This window comes from Citricoccus parietis, assembly GCF_042433045.1.
GTDB lineage: Bacteria > Actinomycetota > Actinomycetes > Actinomycetales > Micrococcaceae > Citricoccus > Citricoccus parietis.
The window spans coordinates 17,809-32,194 of sequence record NZ_JBHLWH010000032.1 but is presented as its reverse complement, the minus strand read 5'-3'; the positions used below and the strand labels follow the sequence as shown (position 1 = coordinate 32,194).

Below are 14,386 nucleotides of genomic sequence, written 5' to 3'. Positions count from 1 at the left end.
GTGGATCAGGTTCGGGTGGCGCGGACGACCACGTCCTGCAGGGTGATGGAGCGTTCCCCCGCCTCCATGGTTCGGGTGCTCTCGTAACCGCGTTCCACGGTCCAGCCCGGCACGGAGAACAGCCCGGTGATCCCGGCCAGGGTGGCCGTGGACCCTTCAGGATGCCCGGATCCGGTCTGGCCAGCATTGCCGTCATGCTCACGTAGCTCGCCGTGGTCCCCGTGGCCGCTCTCCACCCCGTGCTCGCCGTGGTCACCGTGGCCGCTGTCCACCCCGTGCTCGCCGTGCGCGTGGTGTCCGGCGTGCGGCGCGTGCAGGTGCCCCACGATCAGCAGGGTGCCGCCGGGTGCCACCCAGGAGGCGATGCGCTCGTAGAAGGCCAGCTGCCCGGAATCGGGGTGTGCGTAGTGGGTCACCACCAAGTCCCACATCCGTCCTGGTTCCCACTGGGTCAGGTCCGCCTCCGTCCAGGACACGCGGCCGGTAAGACCCTCGGCCTCGGCCCGGGCAGCCGCGGCGGTCAAAGCCGTCGCGGAGATGTCTGCGCCGGTCACCTGCCAGCCTCGGTGCGCGAGCCAGAGCGCCTCGGTACCGGTCCCGCAGCCCGCGTCCAACGCCGTGCTCGGCCGCAGGTGGCCGATCTCGGCCTCGAGATAGGGGCTCGCCGGCACCGGCTGGCGGGCGTCCTCCCCCGTCTCGGCGTCGGGCGCCCAATGCCGCTCCCAGTACTCCTGGTCGAATCGGTGCTGTCCTCGCGGATCGTCCTCTGCGTGCATGCAACTGCCCCTCGTGCCGTGGTGTGTTCGTGGCGTCTTCGCGCCGTCGTCGTTGCCATGTTCCCTCCAGAATCCCCGCCACCATCCCGGAATGCAAACCCTTGTGCCAAATGGCAAACTGAGGGGATGAACGAAACACCCGAACAGACCCTGGACGCCGTCGGGCCACGCCTGAAGCAACTTCGGCTACGCCGCGACGTCACGCTCACCCAATTGGCGGCCGAGACCCGGATCTCGGCCAGCACCCTCTCCCGGCTGGAGGCCGGACTGCGTCGGCCGACCCTGGAACAGCTGCTGCCCCTGGCCCGCTACTACGGCGTCACCATCGACTCCCTCGTGGACGCGCCGCGCACCGCGGACCCCCGGCTCGACCTGCGGCCGATGTCCTGCCCCGACGGTTCCGTGATCATCCCCCTGAGCCGCAGGCCGGGAGGCGTCCAGGCCTACAAGTTCGTCCGGCCCACCGGCAGCGATGATCTCGTCCCTGATCCACGGACCCACGAGGGGCATGACTGGGTGTACGTCCTCAATGGGACTCTGCGCCTGGTCCTCGGGGACCAGGACCTCCGCCTCAAGGCCGGCGAGGCTGCCGAATTCGACACCCGCACCCCGCACTGGTTCGGGGCCACCAGCGCCGGGCCCGTCGAGTACCTCTGCCTCGTCGGCCGGCAGGGCGAGCGTGCCCACCTCCGGGCGGTCGTCCCGACTGCCGACTGACGACGCCGCCCCAGCCCGCCATGCAGCGGCCACCCGGACCACCTCCAGGCAAACCCAGGCAAACGAAAAGCCCGGACCCATCATGGGTCCGGGCTGTCGCCGATCTCCTGAGAGATCACATGGTCGGGCTAGCGGGATTTGAACCCACGACCTCTTCACCCCCAGTGAAGCGCGCTACCAAGCTGCGCCATAGCCCGTGGAACCGATCCTCACCGGATCAATCCACCAGTCAACTGTACACCAACGTTGAGGTGCCCACGGACCAGTGGGGCGGTGACGGCAGCGGCGAGGCCGCCGACAGCGTCCGCAGCACGGATCAGCCGACCCTCACCACCATCTTGCCGGTGTTGCCTCCGCGCATCATGTCCAGGAACGCGTCCACGGTGTGCTCGAGGCCCTCCACGACGGTCTCCTCAGAGGTGACGTCTCCGGCCGACAACCACCCGGTCATGCGCTTCCGGAACTCCTCGGTGACCTCCGGGTGCTCGGAGGCCACCTCGGCCACGATGAACCCCTGCATCCGCAGGCGGCGGGTGACCATGTTGCCCATGTTGTCCGGTCCGGCCGGGCGTTCGGTGGCGTTGTAACCGGAGATCGCCCCGCACAGGGCCAGCCGGCCGAAGTCGTTCATGACCTCCAGGGCGGCCTCCAGGTGGTCGCCGCCCACGTTGTCGTAGAACACGTCCACGCCCTCGTGCCCCAACGCGTCCACCAGCTGCTCGCGGATCGGCGCGTCCCGGTAGTTCAGCGCCACGTCGAAGCCGTACTTGTCCTTCAGCAACCCGACCTTCTCAGCGGACCCGGCGGACCCGATCAGGCGGGCGGCGCCCAGTTGCCGGGCGATCTGGCCGACGGCGGTGCCCACCGCGCCCGCGGCCCCGGAGACGAACAGGCTGTCCCCCGGGCGCAACTCGGCGACCCTCGTCAGCCCCACATAGGCGGTCAGTCCCGGCATGCCGAGCAGGCCCAGGTACAGCGAGAGGGGCAGGCCGTCGAGCTCCGGCACGGCCTGGAAGGTGGAGGCCTCATCCTGGACCGCGTCGCTCCACCCGTGCTGGTGCAACACCGCGGTGCCCTCGGGCAGGTGGTCCGCCGCGGACTGCACCACCCGGCCGACGGCGCCACCGGTGATGGTCTCCCCCAGGCCGTAGGGCTTCACGTAGCTGCGGCCCGCTCGCATCCGGCCACGCATGTAGGGGTCAACCGAGATGAACTCGTTGGACACCCGCACCTGGCCGGGTTCCAGCTCGCCGTGGGCGACCTGGTCGACCGAGAAGTCCTCGGGCGTCGGCATCCCCTCGGGGCGGGAGGTCAGACGGATCTCGGAACTGGTGAACGGGGACATGCACACTCCTTCAGGTCGGTCGTCTCCTGCGACCGACCCTACGCCCCGTGTCTCAGCGCGGTCATCGCTTGCGTGTGCGCTTCTCCCGCACCCGCATGCCCAGCTCGATCGGGCTTCCCTCGAAGCCGAAGGTCTCACGCAGGCGCCGGATGATGAAGCGGCGGTAGCCGGGCTCCAGGAATCCGGTCGTGAACAGCACGATCCGCGGCGGCTGGGTGGAGGGCTGCGTCGCGAACAGGATGCGGGGCTGCTTGCCGCCACGCACGGGGTGCGGGTGGGCTGCCACGAGCTCACCGAGGAAGGCGTTGAGCTTGCCCGTCGGGATACGGGTGTCCCACGAGTCCAACGACGTGTCCAGGGCGGGCACGAGGCGGTCCTTGTGCCAGCCGGTCTTGGCCGAGAGGTTGACGCGCGGAGCCCAGGCCACATGGGCCAGGTCCCGGTCGATCTCCCGTTCCAGGTAGGTGCGGCGGTCCTCGTCCATGAGGTCCCACTTGTTGAACGCCAGGACCACGGCCCGGCCGGAGTCCAGCACGAGCTGCAGGATGCGCACGTCCTGTTCGGAGAGCACCTCCGAGGCCTCCAGCAGCACCACGGCCACCTCGGCCTTGTCGAGGGCCGACTGGGTCCGCAGCGAGGCGTAGTAGTCGGAGCCGTGGGCCATGTGCTGCCGGCGGCGGATGCCGGCGGTGTCCACGAAGCGCCACATGCGGCCGCCCAGCTCGACGAGCTCGTCCACCGGGTCACGCGTGGTCCCGGCCGTCTCGTCCACCACCACGCGGTCGGAGCCGGCGAGCTGGTTCAACAGCGAGGACTTGCCCACGTTCGGACGGCCCAGCAGCGCCACTCGACGGGGACCGCCGCGCGGGATGAGCCCACCGTAGGCGGTCACCTCGGGCAGGGCCTCCATGGCCGCGTCCAGCAGGTCGCCGGTCCCCCGGCCGTGCACGGCGGAGACCGGGAACGGCTGGCCCAGGCCCAGGCCCCACAGCGAGGCCGCGTCGGCCTCCTGGGAGATGTCGTCCACCTTGTTGGCCACGAGCAGCACGGGGCGGCCCTTGCGGCGCAACAGCTTGACGACGGCCTCGTCCGTGGAGGTGGCGCCCACCGTGGAGTCGACCACGAACAGGACGGCGTCGGCCACGTCCACAGCGCGTTCGGCCTGCTCGGCCACGCGCTGGTGGATGCCCTTGGCGTCGTGCTCCCAACCGCCGGTGTCCACCACCGTGAAGGTCTTGCCGCCCCATTCGGACTCGTAGCTGACGCGGTCGCGGGTCACGCCCGGCACGTCCTCCACCACGGCCTCCCGGCGGCCGATGATGCGGTTGACGAGGGTGGACTTGCCCACGTTGGGGCGCCCGACGACGGCGAGCACCGGGGGTGCCGGTGCCTCCTCGGGCTCGGGGTCACCGTCCTCCCAGCCGCGCAGCAGGGCCGCGTCCTCCTCGTCCAGGTCGTAGTCCTCGAGCCCGGCCCGAAGGGCCTCGGCCCGCTGCTGGGCCTCCTCGTCGGAGAGGGCGGCCAGCTTCTCCTCGATCTGGTCACTGCCGATCGGCTGGTACTCGGTGCCGTCGTCCGGCGTCGATGCTCCGGCGTCGCGTGACGCACTGTTCTCGGTGCTCATGCGCGGTCCCCTTCCGGGTTGGTCGTCTGCTTGGTCGTCCGGTTGGACTGTTGGCGGGTGATCTCGGCCAGCATGGCCTCGATGGTCGCCTCGAAATCGAGTTCGGTGGAGTCCACCAGGCCCACCCCGTCGGACGGGCTCATGAAGTCCACCACGGTGGAGTCCTTGGCATCCCGGCCGGACACCTGCTCGGCCAGGTCCTTCGCCTCCACGGTGCCTCCCAGCTGGGCGGCGCGGCGGGCCGTGCGTGCCTCGGCGGACGCGGTGAGCAGGATCCGCGCGTCGGCGTCGGGAGCCACCACGGTGGTGATGTCCCGCCCCTCGGCCACGATCTTGCGGTGCGCGTCGATCTCGGCGCGCTGGCGGGCCACGAGCAGCTCGCGCACGGCGCGGTTGGTGGCGACCACGGACACGACGGCGGAGATGCCGGGTTCGCGGATGGCCTCGGTGATGTCCTCGGTCCCCACCACCACGCGTTCGTGGTCCGGATCCACGGACAGGACCACGTCCATGTCCTGGACCGCGGCGACGACCGCGTCAGGGTCGTCGAGGACGCCTTGGTCGCGGCAGTGCCACGCGACGGCCCGGTACATGGCGCCGGTGTCCAGATAGGCGGCACCGAGCCGGCGGGCGATGGCCCGGGAGACCGAGGACTTGCCGGAGCCGGAGGGCCCGTCCACGGCCACGACGAGGCGCTGGCTCGGGGGCTGGAGCCCGGTCGGGGTTGTCGTCTCGGTCATTCAGACCACCTTCCATCCCTGCGCTGTCAGCGCGTCCGTCAGATCCTGTTTGCGGCCCGGCAGCACGGAGATCTCCAGCATCCCGACCTCGTGGCCGGCGGAGTGGTCCATGCGCAGGTCCTCCACGTTGACGCCAGCCTCCCCCACATCCTGCAGGACGGCGGAGATCTGCCCCGGGGTGTCGTCCACGATCACGGTGACCACGGCGAAGGCCTGCGGCGGAGCGCCGTGCTTGCCCGGGATCCGGGCGTGGCCGGCGTTGCCCTCGGCGATCAGCTGGGCGATGTCCAGCCGGGCCCCGGGGGCCGTGGGCTCCTCCATGGTGGCGATCAGCCGGTCCAGGTCCTCGCGCACCCCGTAGAGGATCTCCAGGATGTCCGGGGCGTTGGCCGCGAGGATCTGCACCCACAGCTGTGGGTCAGACGCCGCGATGCGGGTGGTGTCCCGCAGCCCGTTGCCGGACAGGGCCAGGGACTGGGCCGGAGTCTCCTGCAGCCGCGATGACACCAGGGAGGCAGCGATCTGCGGCAGGTGGGAGATCAGGGCCACCGAGGCATCATGGTCCTCGGCTGTCATCCGGTGCACAGTGGCCCCGAGCACTCGGGCGATCTCCTCCGCGACGGACACGGCCTCCGGCGAGGTCTCCTCCTTCGCGCAGACCACCCACGGGGCGGCGGTGAACAGGGCACCGCGGGCGGCCACCGGACCGGAGCGTTCGCGCCCTGCCATGGGGTGGGTGCCCACGTACCGTGCCGCCTGCGCCGGCGTCAGATGCCCGCCCACGACGGCGGCGTCCACCTCACGCCGGATCGCCCCCTTGACGGAGGCGATGTCCAGCACGACGGCGCCGGGGAACCGCACGAGCGAATCGATGACGACCTGCCCGGCGACATCCGGCGGCGCGGCCACCACGACGACGCCCGGCACGGGAGCTGTCTCGGCACCGGTGGTGGTGCCGTCGGTGCTGCCGGCCTCCACAGCAGCGGAAGCGGCCGAGGATGCCGTGATGTCACCCGGGAAGGGCCGGCCGGCACCGATGTCCACGGCGACCGCCTGGGCCGACGGGGAGGGGTCGGAGAGGTAGGTGTCCGCACCGGCGGACCGCAGGCCGAGGCCGATGGAGGTGCCCAGCAGCCCGGTTCCGCGGATCAGCACCGGTTCGGGGACACTCCGTGGAGCCATCACAGGTTCACAGCGGCCATGAGGTGGCCCTGTTCCTGGCGGCCCATCTGGCGGATGGTGCCCTGCTTCTGGTCGCCGAGGCCGATCGGCCCGAACTTCACCCGGACGAGGCGCTCGACCGGGTATCCGACCTCCTTGAACATGCGGCGCACGATCCGGTTCTTGCCGGAGTGCATGACGACCTCCACCAGCACGTGGCCCGGCGTGGAGTCCACCAGCTTGAACGAGTCCACCTGGGCGAAGCCGTCCTCGAGCTGCATGCCCTCCTTGAGCTGCGCGCCGACGCCCTTGGCCATCGGGCCGTGGACCTGGACGAGGTAGGTCTTGGGGATCTCGAAACTCGGATGGGTCAACCGGTTGGCCAGTTCACCGTCGTTGGTCAACAGCAGCAGGCCCTCGGTCTCGGTGTCCAGGCGGCCCACGTGGAAGAGGCGCGTCGAGTCGTACTTGCCCTTCTTGAGGTAGTCGGAGATGCACGGCCGGCCATCGGGGTCGTCCATGGTGGAGACGACGCCGCGGGGCTTGTTGAAGGCGAAGTACCGCAGGGTGGTATCCAGCTGCAGGCGGAGGCCGTCCACATGGATGACCGCCGTGTCCGGGTCCACGCGGATACCGGTCTCGGTGACGACCTTGCCGTCCACCTCCACGCGCCCCTCGGCGATGAGGTCCTCGCAGACGCGGCGGGAGGCCACCCCGGCGGAGGCCATGACCTTCTGCAGGCGCACACCCTCGGGGGTGTGGACCGACGAGAAGTTCTGGTCCCGCTGGGCGCGGTTGGGGCGGTCGGGCTTCCGGGCCGCTCCGAGGTTGCGGTCGTATCCCTTCTGGGAGTCCTCGCGGAACGGTCCGCCCCTCTGCCCGGGTCCCGGGGTGCCCCAGGACTTGCGCTGCCCCGGGGAGGACTGGCCCTTGCCGGGTTTGCCCTGCTGTGGCTTGCTCGGCTGCGGTGTGCCGCGGTAGCTGTTGTTCTTCTTTCCGGAGCCTCCCGGCTTGCGGTCATTCATCAGTGCACTGTCCTCTTCGTTGCGTTCGGTTGATGGGAATGGTGTGCCGTCCTACTGGACGGCGGTCAGGTGTTGAATTCAGTCTGGTCCATACCGGCCAGTTCCGACAGGCCGGGCAGGTGATCAGAGAGCTTGGGCAGCTCCTGGAGGCTGCCCACCCCCAGCATCTCCAGCAGGTAGCCCGTGGTCTCGTACAGCACCGCCCCGGAGTGCGGGTCGCTGCCGGCCTCCGCCACGAGCCCCCTGCTGACGAGGGTTCTCATGACCGAATCGGAGTTCACGCCGCGGATGCCCGCCACGCGGGATCGCGTGACCGGCTGCAGGTAGGCGACCACGGCCAGGGTCTCCAGGGCGGCCTGGGTCAACCGTGCCGTCTGGCCTTCGACGATGAACCGCTCCACCACCTCTGCATGGGCCGGACGGGAGTAGATGCGCCAGCCGCCGGCAAGTTCGCGCAACTCGAAGCCGCGCCGTGGCGAGCCAGACAGTCCATCATAGTCGCTGGCGAGGGCAGCGAGCACATCGGCCACCTGCCGGGCGTCTGCACCGGTCGCCTCGGCCAGTTGGGCCACCGTCACGGGCTCGTCCACGACCATCAGCACGGCCTCGAGTTGTCCGCGCACGTCCTCGGGCTCGCTCATGACCACTCCTCGTCGTCCTCCGGACCGTGGTCCGGCCTCTCATCGGGGGCGTCCGGGTCCCACCGGACCACCAGCTCGCCCAACGGGACCTCCTGGTCGAAGGTGACGGCGCGGTCCCGGAACATCTCCAACAGCGCGAGGAAACGGGCGACGATCACGAGGGTGGAGCCGGCGTCGGACACCAACTCGCGGAAGGCGAGCCGGCCGGCCTCGCGTAACCGGGCGGCCAGCAGGCCCGCCTGTTCGCGGACCGAGACGGGCGGGGCGTGCAGGTGCTCCAGATTCACCAGTTCCGCCGGCTTCGGGGTCCGGGCCAGGACGTCCTCGGCCAGCGCACCGAACTGGTCGGGGCTCAGCGTCCACACCAGCTCCGGCAACAGGGACGCGAAGCGCGGATCCAGCGTGGCCTGGCGTGGAAAGCGGCGGGCCTCGGCCCGCATCTTCTCGCCCAGGAGCGTGGAGATGTCCCGGAAGGCCTTGTACTGCAGCAACCGGGCGAACAGCAGGTCGCGGGCCTCGAGCAGGGCCACGTCCTCCTCCGCGTCCGTGGTGCCGGCGGGTAGCAGCCGGGCCGTCTTCAGATCGAGCAACGTGGCCGCGACCACGAGGAAGGCGCTGGAGGCATCCAGGGCGGCCAGGTCCGGGCGGCTTCGCTGCCCCTCGGTCCGGCCGGGATCCAGCTCGGGGTCCAGCCCGGTGCCGGCGTCATGCCGGAGGGTCCCGACGTAGGCGATGAACTCGTCCGTCACCTCGGCCAGCGCCACCTCGGTGATGTCCATCTGGCGGCGGGCGATGAGGGAGAGCAACAGGTCGAAGGGTCCGGCGAAGTTGGTCAGGGTGACGGAGAACCCGGACGGGACCCCGTCCTCGACGTCCAGGTCCTCGGACCGGCCGCGGGCCGGGTTCCTCGCGACGTCCGGGGCGGCTGCCCCGGCGCCTGGGGTCACGGCGCCCCGCCGCGCCAGATCAGCTCGCGGGCCAGCGTGCGGTAGGCCTTGGCACCCTCATGGTTCTGGGCGAACGTGGTCATGGGTTCGGCGGCCACGGTGGCATCGGCGAACTTGATGGAGCGTTTGATCACGGTCTCGAAGACCCGGTCGCCGAAGGCCTCGACGAGGCGGCTGACGACCTCCTTCGAGTGCAGTGTCCGGGCGTCGAACATGGTGGCCAGCACGCCGTCGATCTCGAGGTCCGGGTTGATGCGGTCCTGGATCTTCTCGATGGTCTCCACCAGCAGCGCGACGGCGCGCAGGGCGAAGAACTCGGCGGTCAGCGGGATGATCACGCCGTGGGAGGCGGTCAGGGCATTGACGGTGAGCAGGCCCAGGGACGGCTGGCAGTCCACGAGGATGACGTCATAGTCATCCCGGACCTGACGCAGTGACCGTTCCAGGACCTGTTCCCGGGCCACCTCGTTGACGAGCTGGACCTCCGCCGCCGAGAGATCGATGTTGGCCGGCAGGAGGTCGATGCCCTCGAACTCGGTCTCCACGATGGCATCCCGGGCGGTGACGGACCGTTCCATCATGACGTTGTAGACGGTGGTGTCGAGTTCGTGGGGGCTGACGCCGAGGCCGGCGGAGAGGGCCCCCTGGGGGTCGAAGTCGACCATGAGCACCCGCCGGCCGTAGCTGGCCAATGCGGCTCCGAGGTTGATGGTGGAGGTCGTCTTGCCGACCCCGCCCTTCTGGTTGACCATGGAGATCACGCGCGCTGGACCGTGGGATTCCAACTGCACCGGTTCCGGGAATTCATGCTTGGGCCGTCCCGTGGGTCCGATGACCGGGTCACCGGTGATCATGAGGACTGGCGTGGGCTCTTCCTGGTTCACGATGCTGCCGTCTCCTGCCGTAGGTCCATGTGTCCGCCGTGCTGTGAGGTCGCCCACGCTGAACAACGTAAGCTGCTGCGGCATGGATACACCCTAGTCCGGATCGGCGTCCGCCCGGAAAATTCCCCGCTCGTCGCGGCGAGCCTTGACGTTCAACCGTAGCCTGAAGGTGATATGTCGCCGGGATCTCAGCGCCGCGGGGCCGAGCCCACCACGTTGAGGCTGGACTCCGGGTGGCCCTCGAAGGCCTGCTCGGCCGCCGTCGGCGACTCGAGGGGATCGACGGTGCGCCCCTGGTTCCCCGACTCGGGTGCACTCTGGCCGGCGCCTTGCTCCCCACGGGCCTCCCCACGATCTGCCGGACGATCGGCCGGACGATCGTCGGAGTAGTCACCCAGGCCATGTCCGACCACCATCTCCTCGTCGAACTTGTCCCGCCCGGAGAGCACGTTGTCCGCCTTGACCGGGTCGAATTCACCGACCCACTTGCCGATGAGCATGGTGGCCACGGCGTTGCCGGTGAAGTTGGTCAGGGCGCGGGCCTCGGACATGAACTTGTCGATGCCCACGATCACACCCATGCCGCCGAGCAGCTGCGGCTGGTGTGCCTGGAGACCTGCGGCCAGGGTGGCCAGGCCGGCGCCGGTGACACCGGCGGCGCCCTTGGAGGCGATGATCATGAACACGAGCAGGCCGATCTGCTCGCCAAGGCTCATCTCCAGACCCATGGCGTTGGAGACGAACAGGGCCGCCATGGTGAGGTAGATGGCCGTCCCGTCCAGGTTGAAGGAGTACCCGGTGGGCACGGTGACACCCACCACAGACTTGTGCACGCCGGCGTGCTCCATCTTGGCGATCAGGCGCGGCAGTGCGGACTCAGAGGAGGAGGTCGCGAAGATGAGCAGGTATTCACGGCCCAGGTACTTCATCAGCTTGAAGATGCTCACGCCGGTGACGAGTCGGAGCAGGGTACCGAGCACCACCACGATGAACACGATGCAGGTGGCATAGAAGGCGCCCATCAGCAGGGCCATGGCACCGATCGCGGACCAACCGGTGGAGCCCACGACGGCGGCGATGGCACCGAAGGCGCCGACCGGCGCGATCCACATGATCATCATCAGGATGCGGAACACGACACCTTGGATCAGGGTGAGGCCCTTGAGCAGCGGCTTTCCGGACTCCCCCATCCCCTGGAGGGCGAAGCCCACCAGCAGGGCGACGAACAGTACCGGCAGCACCGGCACCGACCCGGGGATGATGTCCAGCAGGAACGCGACCGTCGGATCCAGGTCCGCCTGGGCGGCGTCCGGGTCGTAGGGGGTCAGGGCCAGGCCTTCGCCCGGGTGGACGAGGTTGCCGACCACGAGGCCGAGGCCCAGAGCGAAGGTGGACATGGCCATGAAGTACAGCAGGGCCAAGCCGCCCACCTTGCCCACGGTGGCGGCCTTCGCGATGGAGCCGATGCCGAGCACGATGGTGCAGAAGATGACCGGGCCGATCATCATCTTGATGAGCGAGACGAAGCCGTCGCCCAGCGGCTTGAGGGACTTGCCGAACTCCGGGAACAGCAGCCCGACGGCGGCCCCCAGGATCACCGAGGCGATCACCATGATGTACAGCCAGTGCGTGCGGTCCTTCTTCTTCGCCGGCTTGGCCGGCGCTCGGTCTTCAGCGGGACCCGACGCCGGTGGGCCGGCGGGGGCGTGCCGCGTTGCGGACTGGTCGGATGGGTTCGTCATGGGGGTGTCCTCTACAGTGGGGGCCGGTGATTCACGGTCTCTTCGTTGCGACGATCATCACCGTGGGACGTGCGTCACATCACCCTTGCGGTCATAAAGTTCATGGCGCAGACCACATCCGGGAGCCGGCGAGACATCACATCGACGGACCAGAGCGAGGATTCACGGTGGGCAGGACGACGGGATCGACGGTGGGAGACGGGGTGGATGAGCCGCGCCTGCGCGTCCGCCGCGACGCGTCCAGAACCCCCCGGCGTCCGTGGAGCATCGCCCGCCGCCTGGCGGTGGCCCAACTGCTCGGCCTCGTGATCCTCACCGTCGCCCTGGTGGCCGTCAGCTACCAGCAGACCCAGCGGACCGTCTACGGGCTGGAGCGGGCGAATGTGCTCTCCACGGCGCGCCTGATCGCCGACGAGGAACGGATCCGCGACGCCTTCAGGGCCGCGGACCCCAGCACGGCGCTCCAACCGCTCACCACCGAGCTCGCCGACCAGGCCCAGGTGGACTGGGTGACGTTCTTCGGCACCGACTACACCCGGGTCGCCCACCGGGACCCGGCCCAGAACGGCACCCGGTACCCCGGGGACCTTTCAGCGGTCCTGGCCGGCCGGGGCCAGGTGGACACGGTGGCCACCGGACCCGCCGGCCTCTCCCTCCGCGCCCTGGTCCCCGTCCTGTCCTCGGATGCCCCCGGGGCCGAGGTGGTCGGCATCGTCGGCGTGGGGCACCGCGTCTCCGAACTGGACATAGCGGTGACCGCCCAGATCCCGCGCATCCTGCTGGGCATGGGACTCGTCGCCGCCCTCGGGCTGGCCGGGTCCATCGCCCTGGGCCGCTACATCCGCCGGACCACCCACGGACTCGGCCCGGAGGAGCTGGCCCATCGGTTCACCGTGCTGGACACCGCCTTGCACAACGTCAACGAGGGCATGGTGCTGGTCTCCGGCACCGGAGAGCTGAGCCTGTACAACGACCGCGCGGCCGAGCTGCTGCATCTCCCGCCCTTCGGCCACCGCGCGGACCACACACCGGGGACCGTCTCGCTCGCAGACCTTCAGCTGCCCGGCCCGTTGGCCGGGCTGCTGGAGTCCGGACGGTACGCGCGGGACGAGCTGTTCGCCGTCCCCGGCCGCATCCTGGTGGTGAACCAGCACCGCACGCGTCCGGCCGGTCCGGCGGCGCGGCTACGGACACCGGTTGCGTGGCGGCGTGGACGGGGACAGCAGGCCCCGGCCGGCGCCGACGGGGGCACGGTGGTGACGCTGTACGACCGCACGGAGGTCCAGGAGATGAACCGCGAGCTGGAGAGCACCCGGTCCCTGACCGACGCGCTGCGTGCCCAGACCCATGAGCACGGCAACCGGCTGCACACGGTGCTGTCCCTCGTGGAACTGGGCCGGGTCGAGGAGGCACGCGACCTGTTGGCCTCGGGTGTGGCGGCCGGCGCCGCCCAACCGGGCCCGCTGGATCCCACCGGCGAACCGGCGGTGCAGGCCCTCTTGGCGGCCAAGTCCGCCCAGGCCCGCGAGCGCGGAGTGCGGATGGACTACCGAATCGAGGTGGACTCCCCCACCGGATTCTCCGCACAGGACCTGGTGACGATCCTCGGCAACCTGGTGGACAACGCGATCGACGCCGCGGCGGACCCCGCACGGCCGGCGGAGGACCGCTGGGTGGAGGCAGAGGCCCACACCGACGCCGGCTGGTTGGTCCTGCAGGTGGCCGACGGCGGCCCCGGCCCTTCCGCGGAGGATCGCGGACACGTGTTCGACCTGGGTTTCTCCACCAAGCCCGCGGGCCCCGCCGGCCGGGGCATCGGCCTGGCCCTGGTCCGGCAGACAGCACTCTCGCTGGGCGGGGACGTCGAGCTGACCCTGGATTCCGGCACCGTGTTCACCGTGGAGCTGCCCCTGCCGGCGGACGCCGTCCGCCCACCACGGCGGCCGGCGGACAACCCGCCACCCACGACGGCGGGAGGAGGCCACCGTGACCGGTGAGCGAGTGCTGATCGTCGAGGACGAGGCCCTGGCAGCCGACACCTACGGGGAGTACCTGGCCCGGGCCGGTGGCTACCAGCAGGTGCACCTCTCCCCCACCCTGGCCGACGCGGTGCGGTTCCTGTCCACCCAGTGGCGCGAGCACGGCTCCTTCGGCGTGGATCTGGTGCTGCTGGACATGAACCTTCCGGACGGACACGGCTTGGAGGTGCTCCGCCGGATGCGCTCGGCGGGATTCGCCGGGTCGGTGGTGGCCATGACCGCCGCCACCGACGTGCCCACCATCCGCCAGGCCATGGCCCTGGGCGTGGTCCAGTACCTGGTGAAGCCCTTCGGCTATCCGGAGTTCGCCGAACGCCTGCGGGCGGCACGGGAGTTGTCCACCGGCCTCGCCGGAACCGGGTCGGTCCGCAGCCAGGCGGAGGTGGACCGGGCGTTCCGCCACCACGGCAGCACCGGACCGGCCGCCCTGCCCAAGGGACTGACCGAGGGCACCCTCGACGCCATCGTGGATCTGCTCCGCTCCGACCTGGCTGCGGTCCCGGGACCTGCCCCGGACTCCAACTCCAGGTCCGACCGCGGGTCCTCCGGGGCCGAGGCCGACCCGGTGGCCGGACGCAGCGCCGGTGAGGTGGGGGCCGCCGTCGGGACGTCCCGGGTGACGGCACGGCGCTACCTGGAACACCTCTTCCGGCAGGGACTGGTGGACCGCTGTCCCCGCTACGGCACGCCGGGACGGCCGGAGAACGAGTACCGCTGGTCCGGCCGCGGCCCCGCGCCCGGATAG

The 14,386-nt window shown here is 70.2% G+C and carries 13 protein-coding genes and 1 tRNA gene; 3 read left to right on the top strand and 11 right to left on the bottom strand.

What is annotated here, in order from left to right:
* Positions 1 to 5 precede the first annotated feature (5 nt).
* Positions 6 to 776, bottom strand: coding sequence for a class I SAM-dependent methyltransferase (locus tag ACFFIO_RS11775; RefSeq protein WP_378042005.1), 771 nt, complete (start codon positions 774 to 776; stop codon positions 6 to 8).
* A 126-nt stretch (positions 777 to 902) separates the two neighbouring features.
* Here ACFFIO_RS11775 and ACFFIO_RS11770 point away from each other — a divergent pair, with 126 nt between their 5' ends.
* Positions 903 to 1,493 carry a helix-turn-helix domain-containing protein gene (locus ACFFIO_RS11770; RefSeq protein ID WP_378042004.1) on the top strand — a complete coding sequence of 197 codons (591 nt, stop codon included), beginning with the start codon at positions 903 to 905 and terminating at the stop codon, positions 1,491 to 1,493.
* Between the two features lie 120 nt (positions 1,494 to 1,613).
* Here ACFFIO_RS11770 and ACFFIO_RS11765 read toward each other — a convergent pair.
* From ACFFIO_RS11765 to ACFFIO_RS11720, 10 genes are all read right to left on the bottom strand, one after another.
* Positions 1,614 to 1,690 (bottom strand) — tRNA-Pro (locus tag ACFFIO_RS11765).
* A gap of 119 nt (positions 1,691 to 1,809) precedes the next feature.
* Complete coding sequence (locus ACFFIO_RS11760) at positions 1,810 to 2,838, bottom strand: NADP-dependent oxidoreductase (protein WP_378042002.1); 1,029 nt, start codon at positions 2,836 to 2,838, stop codon at positions 1,810 to 1,812.
* Positions 2,839 to 2,899: 61 nt separating this feature from the next.
* Positions 2,900 to 4,462, bottom strand: a complete 1,563-nt coding sequence (der, locus tag ACFFIO_RS11755; protein WP_378042000.1) for a ribosome biogenesis GTPase Der — start codon at positions 4,460 to 4,462, stop codon at positions 2,900 to 2,902.
* A complete protein-coding gene (gene cmk, locus ACFFIO_RS11750; RefSeq protein WP_378041999.1) occupies positions 4,459 to 5,202 on the bottom strand; it encodes a (d)CMP kinase in 744 nt (247 codons plus the stop codon). Before cmk ends, der begins: the two co-directional genes overlap by 4 nt.
* Positions 5,203 to 6,384, bottom strand: a complete 1,182-nt coding sequence (locus ACFFIO_RS11745) for a prephenate dehydrogenase (RefSeq protein WP_378041997.1) — start codon at positions 6,382 to 6,384, stop codon at positions 5,203 to 5,205.
* Complete coding sequence (locus ACFFIO_RS11740; protein ID WP_378041995.1) at positions 6,384 to 7,388, bottom strand: pseudouridine synthase; 1,005 nt, start codon at positions 7,386 to 7,388, stop codon at positions 6,384 to 6,386. The genes ACFFIO_RS11745 and ACFFIO_RS11740 overlap by 1 nt, the downstream gene beginning before the upstream one ends.
* A 65-nt stretch (positions 7,389 to 7,453) precedes the next feature.
* Complete coding sequence (gene scpB, locus ACFFIO_RS11735) at positions 7,454 to 8,029, bottom strand: SMC-Scp complex subunit ScpB (protein ID WP_378041993.1); 576 nt, start codon at positions 8,027 to 8,029, stop codon at positions 7,454 to 7,456.
* A complete protein-coding gene (locus ACFFIO_RS11730) occupies positions 8,026 to 8,976 on the bottom strand; it encodes a segregation and condensation protein A (protein WP_378041991.1) in 951 nt (316 codons plus the stop codon). Before ACFFIO_RS11730 ends, scpB begins: the two co-directional genes overlap by 4 nt.
* Positions 8,973 to 9,830, bottom strand: coding sequence for a ParA family protein (locus ACFFIO_RS11725; protein ID WP_378042202.1), 858 nt, complete (start codon positions 9,828 to 9,830; stop codon positions 8,973 to 8,975). The genes ACFFIO_RS11730 and ACFFIO_RS11725 overlap by 4 nt, the downstream gene beginning before the upstream one ends.
* 218 nt (positions 9,831 to 10,048) lie before the next feature.
* On the bottom strand, positions 10,049 to 11,473 hold the full coding sequence (locus ACFFIO_RS11720) for a cation:dicarboxylate symporter family transporter (protein ID WP_378042200.1): 1,425 nt from the start codon (positions 11,471 to 11,473) through the stop codon (positions 10,049 to 10,051).
* Positions 11,474 to 11,769: 296 nt separating this feature from the next.
* Here ACFFIO_RS11720 and ACFFIO_RS11715 point away from each other — a divergent pair, with 296 nt between their 5' ends.
* Positions 11,770 to 13,599, top strand: a complete 1,830-nt coding sequence (locus ACFFIO_RS11715; protein WP_378041990.1) for a sensor histidine kinase — start codon at positions 11,770 to 11,772, stop codon at positions 13,597 to 13,599.
* The gene (locus tag ACFFIO_RS11710; RefSeq protein WP_378041988.1) at positions 13,589 to 14,386 is read left to right on the top strand and encodes a response regulator; all 798 of its coding nucleotides are present in this window, start codon (positions 13,589 to 13,591) and stop codon (positions 14,384 to 14,386) included. Before ACFFIO_RS11715 ends, ACFFIO_RS11710 begins: the two co-directional genes overlap by 11 nt.